We start from the raw sequence: 25,192 nt of genomic DNA on the forward strand, positions 1-25,192 counted from the left end.
GGCGCAGCCTCATGCATCGTGGTGGCGCTCTGTAGCTCGAAGAACGACATATTTCTTCCCTTACGGCTATTGCCCGGTTCAGCACCGGGCAATTGGATTAACTTTTGGATTTCACCATGGTGCTTTTGTCACCGCCGAACGGCACGGCACCGCTAAACGGTCGACCATCAATGGCATCATGCGTACGCAACGCTTCAGGACGCAGCCAGCGCTGTACACGGGACGGCATATCAAGACCAATCAGCAGGATCACTACAAATGTCAGGCCGAAAGAGAGCGATCCCAGCGCGGTACCCAGATCAAGACGTTGGGCAATCAGCGCGCCGATGATCGGTGCCAAAGCCCCGCCCAGTGCGCCCACGTTATAGGTGAAGCCCAATCCCGCCGCACGCTGATCGGTATCGAAATAGCCGCCAATCAGTTTTGGTAAGATCCCGGAGATCCCCTGGCCGAGCATTTGTTGGAAAAACAGCAGCAAACCCAGTACCCAAACGTTTGAACCGCCTATCGCAAATACCGGAATAATCAGCAACTGCGAGGCCAGCAGACTGCAGACATAGGCTTTACGCGTGCCCAGCCAGTCACCAAGAAAACCGCCGACGCAACAACCAACCGCCGCACCAAAGCCGCTAAAGAAGAGCACTCTGGCCACCGTGGAAGGATCGTACAGCAGTTCCGTTTTCAGATAGGTTGGCAACAGCGCCTGAATCGGCCACGAGTACAGGAAGGCAAATAGCACGACCACCATCAGCATCACGCCCGTCGGCCAGCGTTTCCCGCTGCTTTGCACCATAAAGCTAATGAAGATAAAGGCGCATATCAGTCCCAGGACCGCCACGATAGCCGCATTTTGCAGGTTGCCAGCAAAGCAGAACCACAGCGCGGTTGCAGCGGCGAGCGTCATCAGAATATTAATTACCCGATGCTCGCCCCGGTAGAGAATGTCCACCATCGTGCGTACCGGCGCTTTGCCTTCGTGTTTCTCTTTCCAGTCTTCCGCTTCCGGAATATTTTTACGCAGCCAGAGGGCGAAGATAATTGGCAGGATGCCGATGAAAAACAGCGCACGCCATCCCCAGACCGGGACCACCAGGCTGTAAACCTGGGCGGCGATCACGGCACCAACGGAAAAGCCGGAAATCAGGAAACCACTGGCTTTGTTTCGCAGGTGTTTAGGCCAACTTTCAATAACATAGGTTGCGCTGGAGCCATACTCACCGGCCATTCCCATACCGATAACCAGGCGGGCGATAAACATGGTGGTGTAGCCCGGCGCGAAACCGCAGGCCAGCGTTCCCACAGAGAACAGAATGATGCTGGTGACCATTGCCAGACGGCGTCCGTAGCGGTCGCCCATTGCCCCCAGCATTAACCCGCCAAACCAACGGGAGATAAAGGCGGCCGAGATCAGGCTGGCGGCCTGCACCGTCGTCAGTCCGAATTCGCCCTGCACTTCTGTCAGCACCAGGGCGATTAACACAAAATCGAAACCATCAAGCAAATATCCCAGCCAGGCGGCGGAAAATGCCCGCCATTGAGCCCGATTGAGATGGCGATACCACGGGATGTTCTGGGTAGAAGTACTCATTTTACTCTCCCGACGATTTTTGTTGTTGTGCCGGGTGGTGACTTTGCCTTACCCGGCCTACGGTCGAAAATCCAGGCCGGGCAAGCGAAGCGCCCCCGGCGACCCGCGATTACGCCTTTTCCGCCAGCAGTTGGTTTGCCAGCGCTTTCAGTTCCGGCAGATAGTGTTCATCTACCGGGGCAAAGGGTTTACGGCACAGTGGGACAGAAACCACATCCATATAGTGCAGTACTGTTTTCAGGCCGCGGAACACGCCAACCTTAATAAGCAGATCGATAACCTTATTGCACTCGGTTTGCAGCTTTTGCGCCGTGCGAATGTCACCTTCTTTGAGCGCTTTCACAATTCCCTGATAGCGCCACCCCATGATGTTGTAAGTGCTACCGATACCGCCATCTGCGCCCGCGAGCAGTCCGGAAGCGAAGATTTCGTCATAGCCGTTATAAAGCACCAGATCGGGATGAGCGCGGCGGATCTGTTCCATCTGATAGAGATCGCCTGAAGTTTGCTTCAGAGCACCAACGCCCGGCAGCGTCACCAGCGTGTTGATCTGATCCAGCGTCAGTTTTACGCCGCTCAGCGCCGGAATGTTATAGACCACCATCGGTAAACCATCAGCGGAATCAATAATTGCGCGGTAGTGATCGCAATGTTCTTCAAAGCTGAACGGATAGTAAAACGGTGTAACGGCCGAAACGGCATCAAAGCCGTAACGATGTGCCGCGCTCGCCAGCTGTTGGCTCTCTTCAGTACTCACCGTGCCAACGTGGGCGATCAGCGTCACCTTACCTTTCGCCTCTTCGGCAACAATTTCCAGTACCTGCTCTCTTTCAACGCGGTTTTGGACAAAGGCCTCACCCGTTGAGCCACCGACATAGAGCCCGTCTACACCCTGACCAATGTTGAAACGCACCAGGCGGCGCAAACTCTCGATGTCCAGTCTCTGTTGGTTATCGAATGGGGTTAACAACGCTGGCATTACGCCTTTTAAATCTCTTGCCATAACGACCTCTGACGATGATTAGTGTTATCTGACTACATACCTTTATACCTGTTATACCAGATCAAATAAGCAGCAATACAATAGGGAACGCTTATAGTGCGATCTACTTCACTAAACACGTCATCCTTCGAGCCGCCTCTGCGTTAGCTGCGTTCGCTCACCCCTGTCACATAGTTATCTATGCTCCAGGGAACTCGCTCTCCTGCCGCCTTGATGCAACTTGAATGATTTTGTGTTTAAACGATCGTCAGGATCGCGATCACTTACGCAATTTTTTACTTTTGCTGAAGGCGTGCCAGGTCGCGGAAACGCTGTTGAGGTGTTCTTGCAGTGCGCGGTCAGCTTCCTCAGGATCGCGCTGACGAATAGCTTCTACAATCGCGATATGCTGCTGATAACTCACGTTGTTGTGCTCATACAACTCTTGATCGGCAACGGTCGGACGGGCGGCAATCAGCCAGTCTAACAGCGCAACATGGATAGCCATAAAGATAGGATTACCCGGGATCTCAGCCAGTACACGGTGAAAATCAACGTCCGAGCGGATGAACAACGTATTGTCATCGAGCGACTGGCTGTTGATCTCCAGTGCTTTAGCCAGTCTGTCGATTTGCTCATCTGTCGCATGTTCGGCGGCGTATCGTACCAGGCTGGATTCAAAGAACAGTCGCAACTGCTCGAAGTGGGCAATGCCGCCGGGATGTGCGAGGAAATCTTTCGCCATACCAGACAGCTCGCTAATGATGGTATCAGCTGAAGGACGCGAAACGCGGGCGCGCTCGCCGTTGTTGATTTGTACCAGACCTTTGCGTTTTAACGCGGCCAGCGCTTCTCGTACAGAAGGACGGCCCACGTTAAAGAAGGCCATCAGCTCCCGCTCAGACGGCAACTGTTCGCCCTCGCCAAATTCCCGACGACGAATCATCTGCTCCAGTTCTTCTTCAACCATTTCAGACAGTTTTTTACGCGCCAACGGGCGATTGCGTAAGCTACGGCCAATGGTGGATGGAGAGTCTTCAGCTTGCGAATCAAATGCGTTCATAGGGTCCATTCAGCTAAGTCGTGGTGACAAACAACAGCGGGTTTATCCTAACACAGGATCGAAAGCAGGGTGAAATGATGGACGATCTGCTCCGGCTGGCTTATTGATAATATACGTAACAGCAATATTATTTTAAGCGAGTATCTTCTGCCTCATTTTAATTGAATGGAGTTAAATAGCTTCATGAAAATTATGAACATGAACGTGATAATTTATCATAACATTCTATTTTATAACGATAAATAATTACATCATTGAATTAAAAATAAGATATTCACTCCATAAAAAATGCCCAGAAAAATATAACATCCGTTTTGACAACAGCGTTATTACCGGATTTATCTTCTTCTCTGGCATGGAGTGAAACAATGTTCGGCATCATTATCTCTGTCATCGTTTTATTAACGATGGGTTACCTGATCCTCAAAAACTACAAACCGCAGGTCGTGCTGGCCGCCGCCGGGATCTTTCTGATGATCTGCGGCGTCTGGCTGGGCTACGGCGCGTTGGTCGCTGACGACAAAAGCAGTGGCTATCTACTGGTCGATATTTACAACGAAATTTTGCGTATGCTCTCCAACCGTGCGGCCGGACTGGGGTTATCAATCATGGCGGTGGGCGGTTATGCCCGTTATATGGACAGAATGGGGGCCAGCAGAGCGATGGTTAGCCTGTTAAGTCGCCCGCTCAAGCTAATCCGTTCCCCCTATGTAGTTCTTGCCGCCACCTATGTGATTGGTCAGATCATGGCGCAGTTCATTACCAGCGCATCCGGGTTAGGTATGTTGCTGATGGTGACGCTGTTCCCAACACTGGTTAGTCTTGGCGTGAGCCGTTTATCCGCTGTTGCGGTCATTGCCACTTCGATGTCGATTGAATGGGGCATTCTGGAAACCAACTCTATTTTTGCCGCGCAGGTCGCGGGCATGAAAATCGCCACCTATTTCTTTCAATACCAGTTGCCCGTCGCGTCGTGTGTCATTGTCGCCGTCGCCATTGCGCATTTTTTCGTTCAGCGTCAATTTGATAAAAAAGCCGCACCGGAAAGTAACGGATTTGCGGAACAAAAGACGCTGGAAAACGTACCTCCGCTCTATTACGCCATTCTACCTGTCATGCCGCTGATCCTGATGCTGGGCTCGCTTGCCCTTGCACAAATGGGACTAATGAAAGCAGAGTTGAATCTGGTGGTGGTGATGTTGATGAGCATGACGCTGACTATGTTTGTTGAATTCCTGCATAAACATAATCTGCGCGAAACGATGGATGATGTGCAGGCTTTTTTTGACGGCATGGGGACGCAGTTTGCCAACGTTGTCACGCTGGTGTTCGCCGGTGAAATCTTTGCGAAAGGGTTGACGACTATCGGGACTGTCGACGCCGTCATAAAAGGCGCAGAGCATTCCGGTCTTGGCGGCATCGGCGTGATGATCATCATGGCTGTAGTCATTGCCGCCTGTGCGATCGTCATGGGGTCAGGCAACGCGCCGTTTATGTCTTTTGCCAGCCTCATTCCAGATATTGCCGCCGGGCTGCATATTCCTGCCGTAGTAATGATTATGCCGATGCATTTTGCCACTACGCTGGCCCGGGCGGTGTCACCCATTACCGCGGTCATTGTCGTGACATCGGGTATTGCCGGCGTATCGCCCTTTGAAGTGGTAAAACGTACAGCAATCCCGATGGCAGTAGGATTTGTGGTGAATATGGTAGCCACCATCGCGCTGTTTTATTGATGCCAAAGCCAGAAAACAGAACAGGCCCCAAAGGGCCTGTTTTTTATTTCACTATTTATTTCACTACGCGCAGCGCTGGACGCCCACCGCGAGGCGGTGGCGGAGTATCATCCGGATCGTTGTCGTCGCCATTATCAGGCTTATCGCCATCAATGACCGACATGACCGTTTCACTCTCAAAACCAGACGCGTCGTTGTCGTCATCATTTAAGCTGGCAACATCTTCGTCGTAGGCGGCTTCCGGTTCGAACATCGTACCGGCGCCATTTTCACGTGCATAAATTGCCAGAACGGCAGCCAACGGCACAGACACCTGACGCGGCACACCACCGAAGCGCGCGTTAAAGCGCACTTCATCGTTAGCCAGTTCCAGGTTGCCCACCGCACGCGGTGCAATATTCAGAACAATTTGCCCGTCACGCGCATATTCCATTGGAACCTGCACATCCTGGAGCGTCACATCCACCACCAGATGCGGCGTGAGCTGGTTGTCCAGCAACCACTCATAGAACGCGCGCAGCAGATACGGACGGCGTGGTGTTAGCTGTGGCAAATCCATACAGATTAACCCCGGCCCAGACGCATTTCACGTTCAGGCTCAGTCAGAGAAGCCAGGAAAGAGTCACGTTCAAAGACGCGAGTCATGTACCCTTTCAGTTCTTTCGAACCTGCACCGTTGAATTCAATACCCAGCTGCGGTAAACGCCACAGCAGCGGCGCCAGGTAGCAGTCTACCAGGCTGAACTCATCGCTCAGGAAGTAAGGTTTCTGGCCAAATACTGGCGCGATTGCCAGCAGTTCTTCGCGCAGACGCTTACGCGCGACTTCGGCTTCAGATGCAGAACCGTTCACGATGACATTCATCAGCGTGTACCAGTCTTTTTCAATACGCTGCATGTACAGGCGGCTTTCACCACGCGCAACCGGGTAAACCGGCATCAGCGGCGGATGCGGGAAGCGCTCATCCAGGTATTCCATAATGATGCGAGATTCCCACAGGGTCAGCTCACGATCCACCAGTGTCGGTACGCTCTGATTCGGGTTGAGGTCGATCAGATCCTGAGGTGGATTGTCCTTCTCCACATGCTCAATCTCGAAACTAACACCTTTCTCAGCCAGCACAATGCGGACCTGATGGCTATAGATGTCAGTAGGACCAGAAAACAGCGTCATTACCGAACGTTTGTTGGCAGCGACAGCCATGAAAACCTCCAGGTATATTCAGAATTTTTACTGCTACCAGCCACTCAGTGGCCAGCCAGAAGTGATGTCACCCAGGCTCGGGAAAGTCATTGCTGTTCAAAATACAAACAAAAAATGAACGATACCGGACATTTGGGCAGAAAATTGGATGATAGTTTACCAGATTTTGTGACCTTTGTGGTGAGTCGATTCTTGAAATGGGGAAAAAGAGGTGGCAATCAGCGGATTAGCGTGGATCTGAGGCGAGAAATAACGATAAAAAAACCCGCCGAAGCGGGTTTTTTCGCAAATTGTCGTCTGCCAAAGCAGAGTACAATTAACGTTTGGAGAACTGAGGACGACGACGTGCTTTACGCAGACCGACTTTCTTACGTTCAACCTGACGAGCATCACGGGTAACGAAGCCAGCTTTACGCAGTTCGCCACGCAGGGATTCGTCGTACTCCATCAGAGCGCGGGTGATACCGTGACGGATCGCACCAGCCTGACCAGAGATACCACCACCTTTAACAGTGATGTACAGATCCAGTTTCTCAACCATGTCGACCAGTTCCAGCGGCTGACGAACTACCATGCGGGCAGTTTCACGACCGAAGTACTGTTCCAGAGAACGTTGGTTGATTACGATTTTACCACTGCCCGGTTTGATGAAAACGCGAGCTGCGGAACTTTTGCGGCGACCAGTGCCGTAGTATTGATTTTCAGCCATTGCCTATAATCCCGATTAGATGTCAAGAACTTGCGGTTGCTGTGCCGCGTGGTTGTGCTCGTTGCCAGCGTAAACTTTCAGTTTACGGAACATAGCACGACCCAGCGGGCCTTTTGGCAGCATGCCTTTAACCGCGATTTCAAGCACACGCTCAGGACGGCGAGCAATCATCTCTTCAAAGGTCGCTTGTTTGATACCACCGATGTGGCCGGTGTGGTGATAGTACACTTTGTCAGTACGCTTGTTGCCGGTTACAGCAACTTTGTCAGCGTTCAGAACGATGATGTAATCACCGGTATCTACGTGCGGAGTGTATTCCGCTTTGTGCTTACCGCGCAGGCGCAGAGCCAGTTCGGAAGCCAGACGGCCCAGAGTTTTACCGGTCGCGTCAACAACATACCAGTCGCGTTTTACGGTTTCTGGTTTAGCTGTAAAAGTTTTCATTAAAAGCTTACCCAAATAAATAAGTTACACGTTGGTGAACACCCAAACGTTTTGTCAGTTGAGGTTCACACGACATTGTCCAGCAAACCTACCCCTTCGAATAGCCTATGCCGGCGCATAGAAAGTTTTGGGAAAAAAACTCTCTCGTAACGTGGGGTCGCAAGATTATAGAGAAGTCAGGGTCAAAGATCGACCCCTTTATGTGATTTGCGGCAGGTTTAACCGGCTAAATGTTCCCGCTTCAGATACTCTTCGCTTTGCATCTCCTGCAAACGCGACAAACAACGCTGAAATTCAAACTTCAGACGCTCGCCCTGATAAATTTCATAGAGGGGTGATGCCGCACTGACCACCAGCTTGACGTGGCGTTCATAGAACTCATCCACCAATGCGATAAAGCGTCGCGCTTCACTCTCCATCAGCGGGGTCATGACCGGCACATCAGACAACAGCACCGTGTGAAACAGACGCGACAACGCAATGTAGTCATGCTGACTCCGGGCATCGACACAGAGCGTGGTAAACGACACCGCCAGCGTCTGATTTTCTACAGCCAGGGTTTGCATAGGACGATGGTTAATCTCCAGCGTTGGCGCATGTTCACCTTTGGTTCCCGCTAATGCCAGCCAGAGCTTATCCATCTGCTGGCGGGTTTCCTCATTCAATGGCGACAACCACAAATGCGCCTGCGTTAAGGTACGCAGACGATAATCGACGCCGGCATCGACATTCATGATGTCACAATGCTGTTTGATGGCATCAATGGCAGGAAGAAAACGCGTACGTTGCAAACCGTTGCGATATAGCTCATCTGGCGGAATATTGGAGGTCGCCACCAGCGTAATGCCACGGGCAAACAGCGCCTTCATCAGGCCGCCAAGCAGCATGGCGTCGGTGATATCAGAAACAAAAAATTCGTCGAAGCACAGCACGTCCGTTTCGGCCTTAAAGCGGTCGGCGATGATTTCCAGCGGATCGCTCTGCCCTTGTAAGGCAGTAAGCTCTTCATGCACGCGCAGCATAAAACGGTGAAAGTGCAAACGCTGTTTACGTTCGCCCGGCAGGCTATGGTAAAACAGATCCATCAGCCAGGTTTTTCCACGCCCAACTCCGCCCCACATATACAAGCCACGCACCGATGCGTTGATCGGCGACTCACGCTTGCCCAGCAATTTACCAAAACGCGCCATCAGTCCGCTCTCCTGCGGTGCAGGACGTGCTGGTGTCGTAAGCGCCTGGAAAATTGTTTCCAGTCGATTCACGGCTTCGAGTTGTACGTTGTCGGGCTGATGACTGCCGTCGCTGAGGGCTTGCTGGTAACGCGATGTCGGGGAAAGGCTTTGCATGATGTTATTGTTATTCCTTGAGAATCGATGTGCCGTCGCTCACGGTTGACGAAAAAAAGGCCGTTCTACATTACGTGATATAAACACGGGATTCCACTTCTACGGGATTAGCGGTTATAGTGGCATAATCAGGCGCAGGCATGGAGCCTAAAGCCAACACCCTACGGAAACACAAGACAACGGGAGATGTTTATGACCTGGGAATATGCGCTAATTGGGTTAGTCGTCGGTATCATTATTGGTGCTGTAGCCATGCGTTTTGGTAATCGTAAATTACGCCAACAGCAGGCATTGCAGTACGAACTGGAAAAAAATAAAGCTGAGCTGGAAGAGTACCGCGAAGAGCTGGTGAGCCACTTTGCCCGCAGCGCTGAATTGCTGGATAACATGGCGGACGATTATCGTCAGATTTACCAACACATGGCGAAAAGCTCCAGCAACCTGCTGCCGGGTATGTCGCCGGAAAACAACCCGTTCCGTAACCGTCTGGCAGAGTCTGAAGCAGGCAACGATCAGGCGCCGGTTCAGATGCCACGTGACTATTCTGAAGGGGCATCCGGCCTGCTGCGTAGCGGCGCAAAGCGCGACTAACCGCACATCGTTAAGAAATTTATTGGGCGCAGCAATTGCGCCCTCCGCTTCTCTTCCTGTCCCAGCTATTATTTAGTCGTTAGCCGCATTGTGACCTAACCGAAAATTCAATAACATCAACCTGTTTTGAATCATCTTCCGTTTACTCAAGGTACGAGAGCAGGATCCATGAAAAAACAAACCCAGCTGTTGAGTGCATTAGCGTTAAGTGTCGGGTTAACTCTCTCGGCGCCATTCCCGGCCATTGCGTCGATTCCCGGCCAGGTTCCCGGTCAGGCAGCGCTTCCCAGCCTCGCTCCGATGCTGGAGAAAGTGTTACCAGCAGTGGTGAGCGTAAGGGTCGAAGGCACCGCCACTCAGGGGCAGAAAGTCCCGGAAGAGTTCAAAAAGTTTTTTGGTGATGAACTTCCCGATCAACCTTCACAACCTTTTGAAGGGCTGGGTTCAGGGGTCATTATTGATGCCGCCAAAGGCTACGTCCTGACCAATAACCACGTCATTAACCAGGCGCAAAAAATCAGCGTTCAGCTTAATGATGGCCGTGAGTTCGACGCTAAGCTTATCGGCAGCGACGATCAGAGCGATATCGCACTGCTACAAATTCAGCACCCCAGCAACCTGACACAAATTGCTATTGCCGACTCAGACAAACTCCGCGTAGGTGATTTCGCGGTGGCTGTGGGTAACCCGTTCGGTTTGGGTCAAACGGCCACCTCCGGCATTGTATCGGCTTTAGGTCGCAGTGGGTTGAACCTGGAAGGTCTGGAAAACTTTATTCAGACTGACGCCTCTATCAACCGCGGTAACTCAGGCGGCGCATTGCTCAACCTGAACGGTGAGCTGATCGGTATTAACACCGCGATTCTGGCCCCCGGCGGCGGCAGCATCGGGATTGGTTTTGCAATCCCGAGCAACATGGCGCGCACGCTGGCACAGCAGCTGATGCAGTTTGGTGAAATCAAACGCGGTCTGTTGGGTATCAAAGGCACCGAAATGACCTCGGATATCGCCAAAGCGTTCAAACTGGACGTACAGCGTGGCGCGTTTGTCAGTGAGGTTCTGCCTAACTCCGGCTCCGCAAAAGCGGGAGTGAAATCTGGTGACGTCATTACCAGCCTCAACGGTAAACCGCTCAACAGCTTCGCCGAACTGCGTTCACGCATTGCGACAACCGAACCTGGGACCAAGGTCAAACTGGGCCTGCTGCGTAACGGTAAACCGCTGGAGGTTGAAGTCACCCTCGATACCAGCACATCTTCGTCCGCCAGCGCAGAGATGATTGCGCCTGCGTTGCAAGGGGCCACGCTCAGCGACGGTCAGTTAAAAGACGGCACCAAAGGCATCAGAATTGATAACGTAGAAAAAAGCAGCCCTGCCGCACAGGCCGGTCTGCATAAAGATGACGTTATCATTGGTGTTAACCGCGATCGCGTAAACTCAATCGCCGAAATGCGCAAAGTGCTGGAAGCGAAACCGTCGATCATTGCTCTGCAGGTGGTGCGCGGTAACGAGAGTATTTACCTGCTCCTGCGTTAACGCATGCAACCGGACATCAGCCCCTCGTGTGATGTCCGGTAAACTCGTGATATGCTGCTGCCGTTCCCTTTATTAATGACGCCGCCATCATGTTTGTGAAGCTTTTACGTTCGGTCGCGATTGGTTTAATCGTCGGCGCCATCCTGCTGGCCGCGATGCCCTCTCTGCGAAAAATTAATACGCTTACCGCACCGCAGTTCGACAGTGCAGATGAAACGCCCGCTAGCTATAACCCGGCGGTTCGCCGCGCAGCGCCTGCCGTCGTGAACGTTTATAACCGCAGTATGAACAGTACCGCGCACAACCAGCTTGAGATCCGCACGCTCGGCTCAGGCGTTATCATGGATCAGCGCGGCTATATCATTACCAATAAGCACGTCATTAACGATGCCGACCAAATCATCGTCGCATTGCAGGACGGTCGCGTATTTGAAGCGCTGCTTGTGGGGTCTGATACGTTAACCGACCTTGCGGTGCTGAAAATCAACGCCACTGGCGGGCTGCCAACAATCCCAATTAATAACAAACGCGTGCCGCACATTGGTGACGTGGTACTCGCCATCGGTAACCCGTACAACCTTGGGCAAACCATCACTCAGGGGATCATCAGCGCCACCGGTCGAATTGGCCTGAACCCAACAGGACGGCAAAACTTCCTGCAAACAGATGCTTCCATCAACCACGGAAACTCCGGCGGTGCGCTGGTCAACTCACTGGGTGAATTGATGGGGATTAACACGCTGTCATTTGATAAGAGCAACGATGGCGAAACCCCGGAAGGGATCGGCTTTGCCATTCCGTTTCAGTTGGCGACTAAAATCATGGATAAGCTGATTCGTGACGGGCGCGTGATTCGTGGCTACATCGGCATCAGCGGTCGCGAAATTGCACCACTGCACGCTCAGGGCGGCGGGATGGATCAAATTCAGGGGATTGTGGTTAACGAAGTAGCCCCGGACGGTCCGGCTGCGCAGGCAGGCATTCAGGTTAACGATCTGATTATCTCGGTCAATAACAAACCGGCAGTGTCTGCACTGGAAACGATGGACCAGGTGGCAGAGATTCGACCAGGTTCAGTTATCTCCGTTGTCGTGATGCGTGATGACAAACAGTTGACGCTGCAGGTAACGATCCAGGAATACCCAGCCACCAATTAACGTCACGTCTGGCGGCCTACTGACCATAAAAAAACCGGAGCATGTTGGCTCCGGTTTTTATTAGGCGATATCGTAGAGAGTTAGTACGTAATGCCTGATGGCGCTACGCTTATCAGGCCTACAAATACACGCAGGCCTTTCTTCGCGTTACTTAACGAACTCTTCGCCCAGAGTAATATCTTTTTTCAGCGTATCCAGCATGCCTTCCAGCGAGCTTTGTTCAAACGCGCTCAGCTTGCCGATAGACTGACGCTCTTCTACGCCGTTTTTACCCAGCAGCAGCGGCTGAGAGAAGAAACGAGCATACTGGCCGTCGCCTTCAACGTAAGCACATTCAACCACACCTTTTTCGCCGCTCAATGCGCGAACCAGGGACAGGCCGAAACGTGCAGCAGCCTGACCCATAGACAGGGTTGCAGAACCGCCACCAGCTTTGGCTTCCACAACTTCAGTACCCGCATTCTGGATACGTTTAGTCAGGTCAGCGGCTTCTTGTTCGGTGAAGCTTACGCCAGGAATTTGTGACAGCAGTGGCAGGATGGTTACGCCAGAGTGGCCGCCAATAACCGGAACTTCAACGTCGCCAGGTTGTTTGCCTTTCAGTTCCGCAACAAAGGTGTTGGAGCGGATGATGTCCAGCGTGGTCACGCCAAACAGTTTGTTCTTATCGTATACGCCTGCTTTTTTCAGCACTTCTGCAGCGATAGCAACGGTAGTATTCACCGGGTTGGTGATGATACCGATACACGCTTTCGGGCAGGTTTTAGCAACTTGCTGGACCAGGTTCTTCACGATACCGGCGTTGACGTTGAACAGGTCGGAACGATCCATACCCGGTTTACGTGCGACGCCCGCAGAGATCAGTACCACATCAGCACCTTCCAGTGCAGGGGTAGCGTCTTCGCCGCTGAAGCCTTTGATTTTCACAGCAGTAGGGATATGGCTCAAATCAACGGCCACACCAGGTGTTACTGGAGCGATGTCGTACAGGGAGAGTTCTGAACCTGAAGGCAGTTGGGTTTTTAACAGTAATGCTAGCGCCTGACCGATACCACCAGCAGCGCCGAGGACTGCAACTTTCATCCTAAACTCCTTATTATATTGATAAGCAAAATGTCTATTGCTCCGCGGCGGCGACCTTAATTCACAAATCCAATGAATACAACAACCACGCGTCAAGAATGCGTAGTCACGCAAATTTGGCTTTTATGCATTTAACTTACGTAAAATAAAACCTAAGTTACGTAATTCAAAACCACCCACACAGTAGAGCAACTTTCCAACAGGTGTTGACAATATACCCTACCCACCTCTCAAAACAACATCAATTTGATAACATTTAATTTACTTTTAACCTTATTTGCGAGCCGTGACACAGGCATGTTTCTTGATAACGAAATTTGATAAAATTCCGCTCTTTCATAACATTATTTCAGCCTTGAACAAGGCAGACTGTTTGCATAAAAATTCATCTGTATGCACAATAATGTTGTTTCTACCGCCATATTACGGGTGACTTATGCGAAGCTCGGCAAAACAAGAAGAATTAGTAAAGGCGTTTAAAGCGCTGCTTAAAGAAGAAAAGTTCAGCTCTCAAGGCGAAATCGTCCTCGCGTTGCAGGATCAGGGCTTTGATAATATCAATCAGTCCAAGGTTTCACGCATGCTGACCAAATTTGGCGCCGTGCGTACCCGCAATGCGAAAATGGAAATGGTGTACTGCCTTCCGGCTGAGCTGGGCGTACCCACGACCTCCAGTCCGCTGAAAAATCTGGTGCTGGATATCGACTATAACGATGCGGTTGTGGTTATTCATACCAGCCCCGGCGCTGCTCAGTTGATTGCACGTCTGCTGGACTCATTGGGGAAAGCGGAAGGTATCCTGGGTACGATTGCCGGTGACGATACCATCTTCACCACCCCAGCTAAGGGTTTTACGGTAAAAGATCTGTACGAAGCCATTCTGGAACTGTTCGAACAAGAACTGTAATACCGCCTCCCCGCCGCCTCGCGGCGGGGGAAAACACTCTCTTTTCATCCCCCTCCTTCTCTTTTCCACTGCTATTGATTTAACAAATGGTGCGTTTAACCATCAAAATACATTCACATGGTGAATATGCAGCCTTAAAAACGCACATTTTGCAAAATCAAATATCTGCATGATTTAATTAAATTTAATTTATACAAGCTGTTTAAAATGCTCTTTTTAATTCCATTGAGTTATAATAAATCATTTTCTTATAACTCAAAACCCAATGAAACAATTAGCGTGGTATTAATTTATCGGGTGATTAGTGTATACTTGATTTTGTGATGAGGGTCACGAAACATAGACCCTAATAAAAGAATTCGACGAGGTAAATATCATGAAAATCAAAACTACTATTGCAACCTTAAGCCTTCTTTCTGTTCTCTCCTTCGGTGCAAGCGCCGCGGTTACTCAGGTGAACTCACAAGAAGCACAGAATCTGCAATCCATCGGTAGCGTCTCCGTCTCTCAGATCGGTAGTTCACCAATGGACATGCGCCAGGCCATCGCCGCTAAAGCTGAAAAAGCAGGCGCCAGCAGCTATCGCGTCACCGAACTCCGTGAAGGTGCTCACTGGCACGCTACTGCAGAACTCTACAAATAAACCCTCGTCGTCTAAGTTCGACGACTTGCCCCCGCCTGCCGGGGGCTTTTTTATGTCTTACATTGAGTGACGAACGTTAAAACGCAACTGCCCTTCCAGCTCTTCTTCCGCTTCATCGAACAGTAAAATCAATGCGCCGTATCGCCTGCGTAGTTTGTCAGGCAAATGGACAAATTCAATTTCCAGCGGCAGCGGCAAGACTTCCCCGATCACCACCTCCCACAGAGAATCCAAATCAACCACCTTTTCCCGCGCCAGACCGAACGTGCGCGTGAACTCGCGATAGAAATCGCCCTGATCTTCTATCTCGTCAAAATCAAATGTATAGATGTTCATCTATAGCCACCATCCCGACGCCAGCTACTCTACAGACCGCCAATATTCAGGGGTCTCTCGCATTTTCAGGTAAGTATAGCCATAAAAAAACCGACGCTTTTAGCGTCGGTTTTCAACTCTTAATTACTGACCAGCGCATGCTGGTATTTGTGCAGCATCCCGCTGAGTCGTTTTACTGGCTCGGTAACCTGCGGTGGTGCTTGCCAGATAATTAATTTTTCCTGGTAGATATCAAGCTCCTCCAGTAACTGGCTAAAGTAGCGTCGGCGCTTGTCGTCATTTCCTGCTGAAATTACGTGATCGGCAGTTCGACGAAGCTGGCGATGGAATGCGGATAGATCCTCGTTTACCGGTACCGGCGCATCACGCAGGCGCTGGTGCGCGATGATCATCGTCAGCGCCAGGCGAAACTTAGCCAGATCGCCGGGAAACTTGTTCATCAGCAAAAAAAGCTGCTGATAAAGTGCCGGAAGATGATTTTCTTTACGACGGACTACGTTGGTGGTCATCGCTGAAACCGCCGCCGAGACAAACTGGTTGAGCAACACGCGGCCCGTTCTGTCACGAGAGTTATCACGCACCAGCAGAATGACGATAAACGCCAACACGCAGCCAACAATTTGCCCCAATGCACTGTCAAGGAACTGGCTAAAGTGAAAGGTCATCGGGTTATCCAGCACAATGATATTAATAGTGCTGGCCAGCGCCCCCATCGATCCCAGCCGTCGTTTCTGTACCTCAATCCCCAGAAAGAATCCCAGCACCGCCAGGCTCAGGCACAGTAGGAACATACTTTGTTGCGTATTGGGGATAATCACCAGGAAATAGAGCGCTCCGAGCGGTAACGCTGCCAACGTCCCATAGATAAAGTCTATCGCCACCATGCGAGGATTTGGCAAACGCATTGCCAGCGAGGTGACGACCGCAATCATCACCATTGCGCCGCTGCCGGAGGTCCATCCGGTCCACAACCAGAATAAGGTTCCCAGCACACAAGAAAGCGTGGTACGCCAGAAGTTAACCATCGCATGATGACGCTCGGCAGACTCCACTTTCACCACCGGTTCACCTTGCAGGATCTCTTCTTCCGTAGCGCTAATCTTGGTATTACTCACCACACCACGTTTGAGCAGCAGGTAGCGCGTCGCAGCCCCCGCCCAGCTGTATATGGTGACCGGCGTTTCGCGCTCGCCAGTCCAGGCAATCACCCGACGCATCCGCTTCAGCTGTTTATGGACATCCTGCGCCGTTTCAACCGACGTATCGAACAACTCGCGGAAAGTATCAGTAATCAGTTCCGGTCGGGTGTTCTGAATAAGATAGGTTTCACAGGACTGCGTGATGAGCGTGAGCGACAGCGTGTTCAATGCTTTAAGCCTGCGGTTAGCACGCCCCCAGCGTGAAGACTCCATATTCAGGTTACTGCGCATACCTTCCAGCGCTGCCGTACGACGGACTAAATCGCCCCAGGCTTTATCCACAACCTCGCTGTCGCCGTGCTTAATGCACAACTGCATCAGTTGATATTGCGCCACCAGCAGGCTGTCCAGCTCAACATCAATCTCTTGTTTTATCGAACGGGGAGAGAAAAGCAGATCGGCCACAATGGCACAGACAATCCCCATCACAATTTCACTGCAACGTTCGAGCGCAAATTGTGGCGTCAGCAGCGGTTCAGCCTGAATGGTAATGACGATGATCAGCGCTGTATAGCCCGAAAGCCCCCAGGCATAGGAGTTCTCGATCTTCACCAGTGACGAGATCCAGGTACAAAAACCGGCCCAGATACAGCACACCAGTATCATCAATAACGGAGCGCGGATCATACTGATGATAATGATCAGTCCGGCAATACAACCGATAAATGTCCCGACAATACGCAGCATGCCGCGATAGCGAATAGCCCCTGAATAGGGTTCCCCACCCGCAGCAAAGGCCGGGCCTGCCGCCACAATAGCTGCAGTCAGCACCGCCCAACGCGGAGTCTCAAGTTGGAAGTGAAAACCAACGAACAGCGCCAGTACAATCGCGCATGCCAGTTTTACCGCAAAGCGGATATGCTGGTTGGCAATGGAGAAAATACCCATCGCGATTAACCAAACTCACGCAGGCGGTGCGCCATTTTACGGAAGAAGGACTCCTGGCTTGCATCACGGTCCTGCTTACCGGTAATGACAACGGTAGCCGTCGTCCCGGCAGGCCACAGAGTTCCCTGCTGCTCATCAAGGCGGATTCGCACCGGTACACGCTGCGCCAGGCGCACCCATTCCAGATTTGAATCAATGGTCGCCATACCTTTTGCATCCTGCGTACTGCTGGCATTTGTTACCCCCGCCGCCACGCTATCAACGGTGCCTTTTAAGACATTATTACTGCCAAGCGGGGTGATCTCAGCACGATATCCAGGGCGAACGCCTTCTAGTTTGGTTTCTTCCATATAAGCCAGCACATAGAAAGAATGCTGTTTGACCAGTGCCACCGCTGTGGAACCACGCGTAATAAATTCGCCGCTATAAACGTTCAGGTTAGTGACCCAACCGTCTGCTGGTGCGCGAATGACGGTACGTTCCAGATCTAATTTTGCCAGGTCGCGGGTCGCTTGTGCTTTCGCAAGCTGGTGTAATACGGTTTGCAGGACGTTGTTTGACTGGTCAATCTCTTCACGAGACATGGCCTGCACGCCCAGGCGGTTACGACGACCAGCTTCCTGGCGTTTTTCCTGGGCCAGAACCTGATAATAAGAAACATCAGCTTCGGCCTGCTCAAGGGCTTTCTTATAGCGTGGCTGATCGATGGTGAACAGAATCTGATCCTTTTTCACCAGTTGGTTATCATGGACGTTAACGTTGGAAATAAGACCCGCAACATCCGGCGCAATAGCGACAACTTCCGCGCTGAAACGCGCATCACGTGTCCATGGCGACTCGGTGTAATACACCCATGCGCGAAAAATAGCGATGAAGGCCAGAATGACCAGTACGAGAGTCGTGGCCGTACGGGAGAGTTTTTTTGTTAGTGTTTTCACTTCAACCTCAAACGAACAGGCGCGTTATTAAATAGAACAGGCAGCAATACAGCGCGGTGTTAAACAGAGCCGGATGCCAGACAAAATCATAGATGCCGGTTGGAACCAGCATCCGGCGCACCAGCCAGAAAATCGCCAGTGACAAAAGTAATTCGAAAAAAATCGGTGGGAAGGACAAACCAAACACCACGATAACGGGAAACAGACTCATGTTGACCTTGGTAACTTAAGAGAGTGCAGGTGATAGATTTTCTAGCGTATGTCACCGCAGAGAAGGGCAAGGATGAGCCAGGCGAGAGCGACATAGCTGTTATTTGAATAATAATATATTAACGTAACTGTTATGCTGTTATCTATATTATGTGATCTAAATCACTTTTAAGCCAGAGTGAACAATGGAACGATTAAAACGTATGTCGGTGTTCGCCAAAGTCGTCGAACTGGGCTCCTTCACCGCCGCCGCAAGACAGCTACAAATGAGCGTTTCATCGATAAGCCAGACGGTCTCCAAACTGGAAGATGAGCTACAGGTTAAGCTGCTAAACCGCAGTACACGCAGCATTGGGCTGACCGAAGCCGGTAAAATTTACTACCAGGGCTGCCGGAGAATGCTGCACGAAGCGCAGGATGTTCACGAGCAGCTTTATGCCTTTAACAACACGCCCATCGGCACGCTGCGCATTGGTTGTTCTTCAACCATGGCACAAAATGTCCTCGCCGGATTGACCGCGACAATGCTGAAGGAATACCCCGGTCTGACGGTAAATCTGGTAACAGGCATCCCGGCACCGGATTTAATCGCCGATGGTCTGGACGTGGTTATCCGCGTCGGTGCGTTGCAGGACTCCAGTCTGTTCTCGCGTCGCCTGGGCGCCATGCCGATGGTAGTCTGCGCGGCTAAAAGCTATCTCGCACAGTTTGGTGCCCCGGAGAAACCCGCCGATCTCAGCAACCACTCGTGGCTGGAATACAGCGTGCGCCCGGATAATGAATTCGAGCTTATCGCTCCGGAAGGAATTTCCACCCGTCTGATACCAGAGGGGCGTTTTGTGACTAACGATCCGATGACATTGGTGCGCTGGCTGGCTGCGGGTGCGGGCATTGCCTATGTGCCGCTGATGTGGGTGATCAATGAGATCAATCGTGGCGAAGTGGAGATCCTCCTTCCCCGCTACCAGTCGGATCCGCGTCCGGTCTATGCGCTGTATACCGAAAAAGACAAATTGCCGCTCAAGGTCCAGGTAGTGATTAACTATCTGACGGATTATTTTGTCGATGTGGCGCAGCTTTTTCAGGGGATGTACGGCCGGGGAAAAGAGAAATAAAAAGAGTATTGGCCGGATAAGGCGTTGACACCGCGTCCGGAAAGATGCCCGATAGCACTGGTGCTTATCGGGCATACATCATGATGTTATGCAGTACCACCTACCGTCAGGTTATCCACCTTCAGCGTCGGCTGGCCCACGCCCACCGGCAAACTCTGCCCTTCTTTACCGCACACACCAACCCCGTTATCCAGCTTCAGGTCGTTACCTACCATTGAAATCTGCTGCATCGCTTCGATACCAGACCCAATCAGCGTCGCGCCTTTCACCGGTTTGGTTACTTTACCGTTTTCAATCAGATACGCTTCAGACGTCGAGAACACGAATTTCCCGGAGGTGATATCCACCTGGCCGCCGCCGAAGTTAGGCGCATAAATACCGTATTCAACGGATTCGATGATTTCCTGCGGCGTGGATTTCCCAGGCAGCATGTAGGTGTTGGTCATACGTGGCATCGGCAGGTGCGCGTAAGATTCACGGCGACCGTTACCCGTTGGCGCAACGCCCATCAGGCGCGCGTTCAGTTTGTCCTGCATGTAGCCTTTCAGAATACCGTTTTCGATCAGCACGTTGTACTGACCCGGAGTGCCTTCATCATCAATAGCCACAGAGCCACGACGGTCCGCCATTGTGCCATCATCCACAACGGTACACAGTTCCGACGCCACCAGCTCACCCATGTGACCGCTGAATACCGAGGTACCACGGCGGTTAAAGTCACCTTCCAGACCATGACCGACCGCTTCATGCAGCAGAACGCCAGGCCAGCCAGCGCCGAGTACTACCGGCAGCGTACCAGCAGGCGCTGCTACCGCGGACAAATTAACTAACGCCATGCGTACGGCTTCTTTCGCCCACGCGTCAGCACGAACTTCACCATCGAGGTCGCCAAGGAAATAGTCGTAGCCAAAACGACCGCCACCACCGCTGGCGCCGCGCTCGCGCTTACCATCTTCTTCCACCTGTACGCTTACGGACAGGCGTACCAGCGGACGAACGTCAGCGGCCAACGTACCGTCGGTCGCGGCTACCAGGATCAGTTCATAAACACCGGTCAGGCTGGCGGTTACTTCCTGGACGCGTTTGTCGGCGGCACGGGCCACGCTATCAACGCGACGCAGAATATCCAGTTTCTCTTCGCGGCTCATGCTCTGTAACGGATCAACCGAGGTGTAAAGCGCCTGATGCTCAACCGCTCCCAGCGTTTTTACTTTGCCGTCACCGTTGTCACGCACGATAGTACGGGCAGCATGAGCACTTTGCTCCAGCGCCAGCAGGCTAATCTGGTCTGCATAGGCAAACCCTGTTTTTTCGCCGCTGATGGCGCGCACGCCAACACCCTGATCGATATTGTAAGAACCGTCTTTAATGATGCGGTCTTCTAAAACCCAGGATTCGTGATAGCTCGACTGAAAATAGAGATCGCCGTAGTCAAGACGGCGTTCGGCCAGTTGGCCCAGAATGGCAAACAGATCCTGATGTTTCAGGCCATTCGCCGCTAGCAATTGTTCACTTACCAGGTTCAGACTCATCGTTTTGGTACTCATTAGTTTCTGTTGTAGGCCTGATAAGACGCGCCAGCGTCGCCATCAGGCACTTCAATGCCGGATGGCGGCGTGAACGCCTTTTCCGGCCTACGGACTGCGGTAGAAGATCACTGTACTGAGATTGGGGCAATTACTCGCCCCCGTCAAATCATTGCTGGCTTTCTTTGCGCGGCTGGCGCAGAACTTCGTTAATCTGCGGCTTATCGACCGGACCGGTGATGCGATAGCGCAGAATCGAAACTTTGCTCCACAATGGTCCCAGAACCTTACTGGCAGCAAACACCGCCGCGCCGACAATCGGATTGACAGCAAACGCAGCGGCAACCCCTACGGTGGCAGAAATTTCAGGCGCGACAATGGCTTCCATATCCAGCTCCCGACGGACCAGGTTCACTGAGCCTTTCATCGCAATGTCTGCCTCCAGACCGTCCACCAGCGTGTCGTCGGTATGCATCACGCCATCTTTGATCCACGCCGTACTGCGAATCGAGTCGAAATAGAAACCTTCACTGAAGGTATCGCTAAAATCAAAACGCAGTTTACGTAGCAACGCATCAAAGCTCAGCAGTCGCAATAGTTGCCCCGCATGTCCGGTGCTGAGTTCAGTAAGCTCACCTTTGCCCAACCGGGTACGCAAAATCCCATTCAGCGAAGCTTCATCCGGATCCCATGGCGGGTTACGCCAGTGCAGGTCATACTCCACGTTGAACGAAGAGTTACGAATCGGGGTCGATACGCCAAAGAAACTGGCAGCGGAGTCAATTTTATTACCGCTCAGTTTACCCTTCAGTGACGTTCGTTCTTTGCCCGGCGCATTCACCCACACGCCATCGGTGGTCAGTCTGGCAAATCCCGTATCCAACAGACCGTTGCTCAGCGTTAGCGTGTCGCCTTTAATTGCTACATCGGCGTCAATACGCCCATATTTCTGTCCCCACATCCAGCACTCGGCACAGCGTAACTGAAGGTCCGGCCAGCCGCGGAAGCTGAAGTTGTCCACGGCGGAAAACGGCGAGGCTGGTGTGTTGCCCGGTGACGCTTTCGCCGCGCTGGGGTTGTAATAAAGATACTTAATATTGGCCAACCATGGCGCATTATTGCGCATCGCCAGCGTGGCGTTAATTTCACGACCCTGCGCCTGTACGATAGAGCCATTGCTCGCAGGCTCAGACACAATACTCAAATTATTCCACTGCTGACCGCCCAGGGATAACGATGGCGTACGCACGGTGATGCGTTGTGGGAAGTTGGCATTAGTGCCAACGTTATCCGCTGCGCCTTTTTGGAACAATGCCAGCCATTGCGCGCCATCCATAGGGGGAAGATTAAGCTCAATGCCTTGCTGATCGGGTAACCCGGGCACAGTGCGGCTTTCCGACGTCCAGATAGCGCGGTCAAGCGTCAGTTTCTGATTCAGCAACCAGCGGCTGTTAAAGTGGTTCTTACTGCCAGCATTACCGGTCAGTTCAAAGCTGCGCAGATTGCCGTTAGCCTTAACGTTTACCGGCAACGCCTCACCGGCCGCTTTATTCAGCGGAGCAGGTAAGTGACTACTTACATTCTTCAGGTCACCCTTTAGCTCAATGTCGTAGGTCGGCCCAGCATGATACGGAAGATCGATACCCACCTTGCCATTCCACGCCATGCTGCCGCTTAAGGCATCGTTGACCTGCACCGGTAAAATCCCCATGCGGGTTGGCTGCCAGTCGCCTTGCAGGTTCACGGCTACCTGATAGGCTTTCGCCCCTTCGGTGGTGGAGAAGTCGACGTTCAGCGGCTGATTAAACCAGTTCGCCGTCATCGGCTCGCTCTTCAGATCGCCGTTGATAAAGCTGAATTTACCATTCAAATTCTTCAGCGTGCTGTCGAGCGGTTTAATAAACAGGCTGTTATTACGCAGGTTGACGTCGCCTTTGGCGGTAACCAACGAGCCGTCTAGCGGAATATCAAGATGTAAGCGAGCATTCACATCACCGTCAATTTGCAACTGTTCCAGCGTGGCGCCGAGAGAATCCTTCAACGGAGTCTCATCAAAATAAGGTCCAACCGCCTTGCCTGGCCCGTTGATATCGGCATCAATCAGCAGCTTTTCTTTTGCATAGTCGGGAATATTAGCCGTCAGGTTACTGGCCTTCACGCCGCCCAGATTGACGCTATCCGTCTTCATCCACAGGCCATCGTTAATGAAGTTTAGTTCGATATTAAGATCGGTTAGCGCAGGCCAGTCGGGCTGGAAAGCAAATTTCGCATTGCGTAGCGGCACCAGGACCTGAAACTGCCCTTCGTTGTGCAGATACGGGAACAGATTCGGGTTACCGCCATACACCAGTGTGGCGTTATCCGCCTCGCCGCCCTGAATAGCGCCGCTGAGGTAGTCAACCAGCTCTTTGCCCATCAGGTTTTCCGGGAAGTAGCGCCAGGCCTGAGAGCCATCGTCGGTGCTGATGCCTGCCAGAATGCCCAACCATGGCTCATCATCAGCCGGTTGCAGATAGCGAAAACCACCGTGCGCATGTACCGCTTTCGCTTTAACATCAATGTTGCGCCCGTCTAACTGGAAGCCTTTATCATTCTTCAGCCAGCTTAGCGTCGCCACGCCGTTCTCTATTTCCAGCGGCGCGCGGAAGACGGTTTCATACGGCATTTTTGCTTGTTTCATGGAGGCGGTGAGCGCCCCATTTTCAACGCTTCCCGCAAGCGTACCGGAGAAATGTTCTGCCCCCGGCAGCAGCTTCCACTGTTTCCAGGCCAAATCGGTCCACGAGGACAGGAAGCGGGTTTTTTCTGTCGCCTGTAACGGGATATCCAGCGCAAGCACATCTATTTTGCCGCTGGGTTGCGTGGCCCGCCAGATATCACCCAGCGCAGGCGATAACCTGGACGCCATCGGACGCAGTCCTTCTAACCCGGCCAGTTCCAGATTACTGGCGCGAATGCGTAGCTCATCACTGCGTTTGTTATTCTCGCCACCGACTTCCTGCTCAGGGATCCAGGCCAGCGTTAATGCCCCGCTCGGCCAGGGTTTATCATCCATGGTGATACGGGTATCGGGAATAGAGAATTGCCAGCCCGCTTCTTCACGGCTGATGTGCGCCGTCAGATAATCGACGGAGAGCGTGTGCGTACGATTTTCACCCAGCCAACTTGCCCCGCCTTTTTTTAGCCAGACATCGCCACCAGAAACGACGCCTTTGCTGATCGTCATCCATGCTTCCAGGCTAAAACGCGCGGTTTGCAGCGCGACATTATCCTGCATCCATTTGCCCAACCACGGTTTGACGTCGATGTCGTCTGCCTGCAGCCAGACCCGACCGTTATTCAACAGCCCTTCGTCATCACGCAGATCCATACGCACCTGCATAACGCCGTGCTGTCCGGTCAGGCTGGAGAGGCTGACCTGACCCTCGGCGCGATGCCGATTTTTACCGTTCAGCCAGGTAAGCTGGGGGATAGCCAGTTCAGCACGTTGACCTGAGAGGGTTATAAAGCTGATATGGCTGTCGCGTAGATCGAAATGATCAAACTGACGCAGGAAGAGATCGCTGAGATGGCCGGTTTCAATCCCATCTCCGCCTTTGCTGCGCTGGATAGGAGTATTGGTGCGCAACTGAAGTTGCCAGAAGGTGAGATCGCGAAACTGCCAGCGCATGTGCAGCAAACTTTGCCAGACATCCAGCGCCAGCGTGACGCGTTTTACCGAAAATTCTCCCCCATCTTTCAGCTGCGCATGGATGTTACGCGCTTCAAGCGTAGGACCGAAATTTTGCCAGCTGGCAGAAAGTTGGCTGGCGGAAACAGGCAGACCTGTGGCGGATTCAATCTTGCCAAGAATGGCCGGGCGCCAGCTATCAAGATGAGGTAACGCAAGGCGCAGTCCACTGACCAACAGCGCTGCGATGACAACGAATGCGGCTCCAGTGAGCAGTAAAATCCCCGGCAATCGCCTCACGCGCCTCTCCTTGTCTACCAAA

Annotated in this window: 22 protein-coding genes; 7 read left to right on the forward strand and 15 right to left on the reverse strand. The window is 52.2% G+C overall.

The window, feature by feature from the left end:
• Positions 1 to 97: 97 nt before the first annotated feature.
• From nanT to nanR, 3 genes are all read right to left on the reverse strand, one after another.
• Complete coding sequence (gene nanT / locus OGX94_RS13965; protein WP_003828791.1) at positions 98 to 1,588, reverse strand: sialic acid transporter NanT; 1,491 nt, start codon at positions 1,586 to 1,588, stop codon at positions 98 to 100.
• 109 nt (positions 1,589 to 1,697) lie between these two features.
• Positions 1,698 to 2,591, reverse strand: a complete 894-nt coding sequence (gene nanA, locus OGX94_RS13970; RefSeq protein ID WP_003828793.1) for an N-acetylneuraminate lyase — start codon at positions 2,589 to 2,591, stop codon at positions 1,698 to 1,700.
• 259 nt (positions 2,592 to 2,850) lie between these two features.
• Positions 2,851 to 3,642: a transcriptional regulator NanR gene (nanR, locus tag OGX94_RS13975; RefSeq protein WP_126317335.1), complete on the reverse strand. Its 792-nt coding sequence runs from the start codon at positions 3,640 to 3,642 to the stop codon at positions 2,851 to 2,853.
• A 359-nt stretch (positions 3,643 to 4,001) separates the two neighbouring features.
• On the opposite strand from nanR, the gene dcuC reads away from it, so the two are divergent.
• Positions 4,002 to 5,369 carry an anaerobic C4-dicarboxylate transporter DcuC gene (dcuC, locus tag OGX94_RS13980; protein WP_286569417.1) on the forward strand — a complete coding sequence of 456 codons (1,368 nt, stop codon included), beginning with the start codon at positions 4,002 to 4,004 and terminating at the stop codon, positions 5,367 to 5,369.
• A gap of 55 nt (positions 5,370 to 5,424) precedes the next feature.
• On the opposite strand, the gene sspB is transcribed toward dcuC, so the two are convergent.
• The 5 genes from sspB to zapE form a co-directional block, all read right to left on the reverse strand.
• Positions 5,425 to 5,928 carry a ClpXP protease specificity-enhancing factor gene (gene sspB, locus OGX94_RS13985; RefSeq protein WP_003025130.1) on the reverse strand — a complete coding sequence of 168 codons (504 nt, stop codon included), beginning with the start codon at positions 5,926 to 5,928 and terminating at the stop codon, positions 5,425 to 5,427.
• 5 nt (positions 5,929 to 5,933) lie between these two features.
• A complete protein-coding gene (gene sspA, locus OGX94_RS13990) occupies positions 5,934 to 6,572 on the reverse strand; it encodes a stringent starvation protein SspA (RefSeq protein WP_003025132.1) in 639 nt (212 codons plus the stop codon).
• Positions 6,573 to 6,888: 316 nt separating this feature from the next.
• Positions 6,889 to 7,281, reverse strand: a complete 393-nt coding sequence (rpsI, locus tag OGX94_RS13995) for a 30S ribosomal protein S9 (RefSeq protein ID WP_003025138.1) — start codon at positions 7,279 to 7,281, stop codon at positions 6,889 to 6,891.
• Between the two features lie 15 nt (positions 7,282 to 7,296).
• Positions 7,297 to 7,725, reverse strand: a complete 429-nt coding sequence (gene rplM / locus OGX94_RS14000) for a 50S ribosomal protein L13 (protein ID WP_003025141.1) — start codon at positions 7,723 to 7,725, stop codon at positions 7,297 to 7,299.
• Positions 7,726 to 7,943: 218 nt separating this feature from the next.
• The gene (gene zapE, locus OGX94_RS14005; protein WP_126317333.1) at positions 7,944 to 9,071 is read right to left on the reverse strand and encodes a cell division protein ZapE; all 1,128 of its coding nucleotides are present in this window, start codon (positions 9,069 to 9,071) and stop codon (positions 7,944 to 7,946) included.
• Positions 9,072 to 9,263: 192 nt separating this feature from the next.
• On the opposite strand from zapE, the gene zapG reads away from it, so the two are divergent.
• The 3 genes from zapG (at position 9,264) to degS (ending at position 12,355) form a co-directional block, all read left to right on the forward strand.
• Positions 9,264 to 9,662 carry a Z-ring associated protein ZapG gene (gene zapG / locus OGX94_RS14010; RefSeq protein ID WP_003025147.1) on the forward strand — a complete coding sequence of 133 codons (399 nt, stop codon included), beginning with the start codon at positions 9,264 to 9,266 and terminating at the stop codon, positions 9,660 to 9,662.
• A 168-nt stretch (positions 9,663 to 9,830) separates the two neighbouring features.
• On the forward strand, positions 9,831 to 11,198 hold the full coding sequence (degQ, locus tag OGX94_RS14015) for a serine endoprotease DegQ (protein ID WP_003828805.1): 1,368 nt from the start codon (positions 9,831 to 9,833) through the stop codon (positions 11,196 to 11,198).
• An 89-nt stretch (positions 11,199 to 11,287) separates the two neighbouring features.
• On the forward strand, positions 11,288 to 12,355 hold the full coding sequence (degS, locus tag OGX94_RS14020) for an outer membrane-stress sensor serine endopeptidase DegS (protein WP_003025154.1): 1,068 nt from the start codon (positions 11,288 to 11,290) through the stop codon (positions 12,353 to 12,355).
• A 147-nt stretch (positions 12,356 to 12,502) separates the two neighbouring features.
• Here the strand turns inward: degS and mdh are convergent, their stop codons facing one another.
• Entirely contained in the window at positions 12,503 to 13,438 is a 936-nt protein-coding gene (mdh, locus tag OGX94_RS14025; RefSeq protein ID WP_008785953.1) for a malate dehydrogenase, read from the reverse strand.
• Positions 13,439 to 13,874: 436 nt separating this feature from the next.
• On the opposite strand from mdh, the gene argR reads away from it, so the two are divergent.
• Together argR and yhcN are read left to right on the forward strand one after the other, a co-directional pair.
• Entirely contained in the window at positions 13,875 to 14,345 is a 471-nt protein-coding gene (gene argR / locus OGX94_RS14030; protein ID WP_003025162.1) for a transcriptional regulator ArgR, read from the forward strand.
• A gap of 376 nt (positions 14,346 to 14,721) precedes the next feature.
• Complete coding sequence (gene yhcN / locus OGX94_RS14035) at positions 14,722 to 14,988, forward strand: peroxide/acid stress response protein YhcN (protein WP_003828812.1); 267 nt, start codon at positions 14,722 to 14,724, stop codon at positions 14,986 to 14,988.
• Between the two features lie 57 nt (positions 14,989 to 15,045).
• On the opposite strand, the gene OGX94_RS14040 is transcribed toward yhcN, so the two are convergent.
• The 4 genes from OGX94_RS14040 to aaeX all read right to left on the reverse strand — a co-directional run bounded on the left by OGX94_RS14040 (position 15,046) and on the right by aaeX (position 18,560).
• A complete protein-coding gene (locus OGX94_RS14040) occupies positions 15,046 to 15,324 on the reverse strand; it encodes a barstar family protein (RefSeq protein WP_003025168.1) in 279 nt (92 codons plus the stop codon).
• 119 nt (positions 15,325 to 15,443) lie between these two features.
• The gene (gene aaeB / locus OGX94_RS14045; protein WP_003828813.1) at positions 15,444 to 17,411 is read right to left on the reverse strand and encodes a p-hydroxybenzoic acid efflux pump subunit AaeB; all 1,968 of its coding nucleotides are present in this window, start codon (positions 17,409 to 17,411) and stop codon (positions 15,444 to 15,446) included.
• Between the two features lie 5 nt (positions 17,412 to 17,416).
• Entirely contained in the window at positions 17,417 to 18,349 is a 933-nt protein-coding gene (gene aaeA / locus OGX94_RS14050) for a p-hydroxybenzoic acid efflux pump subunit AaeA (protein ID WP_003828814.1), read from the reverse strand.
• 7 nt (positions 18,350 to 18,356) lie between these two features.
• Positions 18,357 to 18,560 (reverse strand): p-hydroxybenzoic acid efflux pump operon protein AaeX, encoded by a 204-nt coding sequence (gene aaeX / locus OGX94_RS14055; RefSeq protein ID WP_003828816.1) that lies wholly within the window; start codon positions 18,558 to 18,560, stop codon positions 18,357 to 18,359.
• A gap of 184 nt (positions 18,561 to 18,744) precedes the next feature.
• Here aaeX and aaeR point away from each other — a divergent pair, with 184 nt between their 5' ends.
• Positions 18,745 to 19,674 carry an HTH-type transcriptional activator AaeR gene (gene aaeR, locus OGX94_RS14060; RefSeq protein WP_003828817.1) on the forward strand — a complete coding sequence of 310 codons (930 nt, stop codon included), beginning with the start codon at positions 18,745 to 18,747 and terminating at the stop codon, positions 19,672 to 19,674.
• Between the two features lie 86 nt (positions 19,675 to 19,760).
• On the opposite strand, the gene tldD is transcribed toward aaeR, so the two are convergent.
• Positions 19,761 to 21,206 (reverse strand): metalloprotease TldD, encoded by a 1,446-nt coding sequence (gene tldD, locus OGX94_RS14065; protein WP_003828819.1) that lies wholly within the window; start codon positions 21,204 to 21,206, stop codon positions 19,761 to 19,763.
• Positions 21,207 to 21,369: 163 nt separating this feature from the next.
• The gene (yhdP, locus tag OGX94_RS14070; RefSeq protein WP_257662141.1) at positions 21,370 to 25,170 is read right to left on the reverse strand and encodes an AsmA2 domain-containing protein YhdP; all 3,801 of its coding nucleotides are present in this window, start codon (positions 25,168 to 25,170) and stop codon (positions 21,370 to 21,372) included.
• Positions 25,171 to 25,192: the final 22 nt, after the last annotated feature.

The sequence above is a fragment of the Citrobacter sp. Cpo037 genome (genome assembly GCF_030332945.1).
Lineage (GTDB): Bacteria > Pseudomonadota > Gammaproteobacteria > Enterobacterales > Enterobacteriaceae > Citrobacter > Citrobacter portucalensis.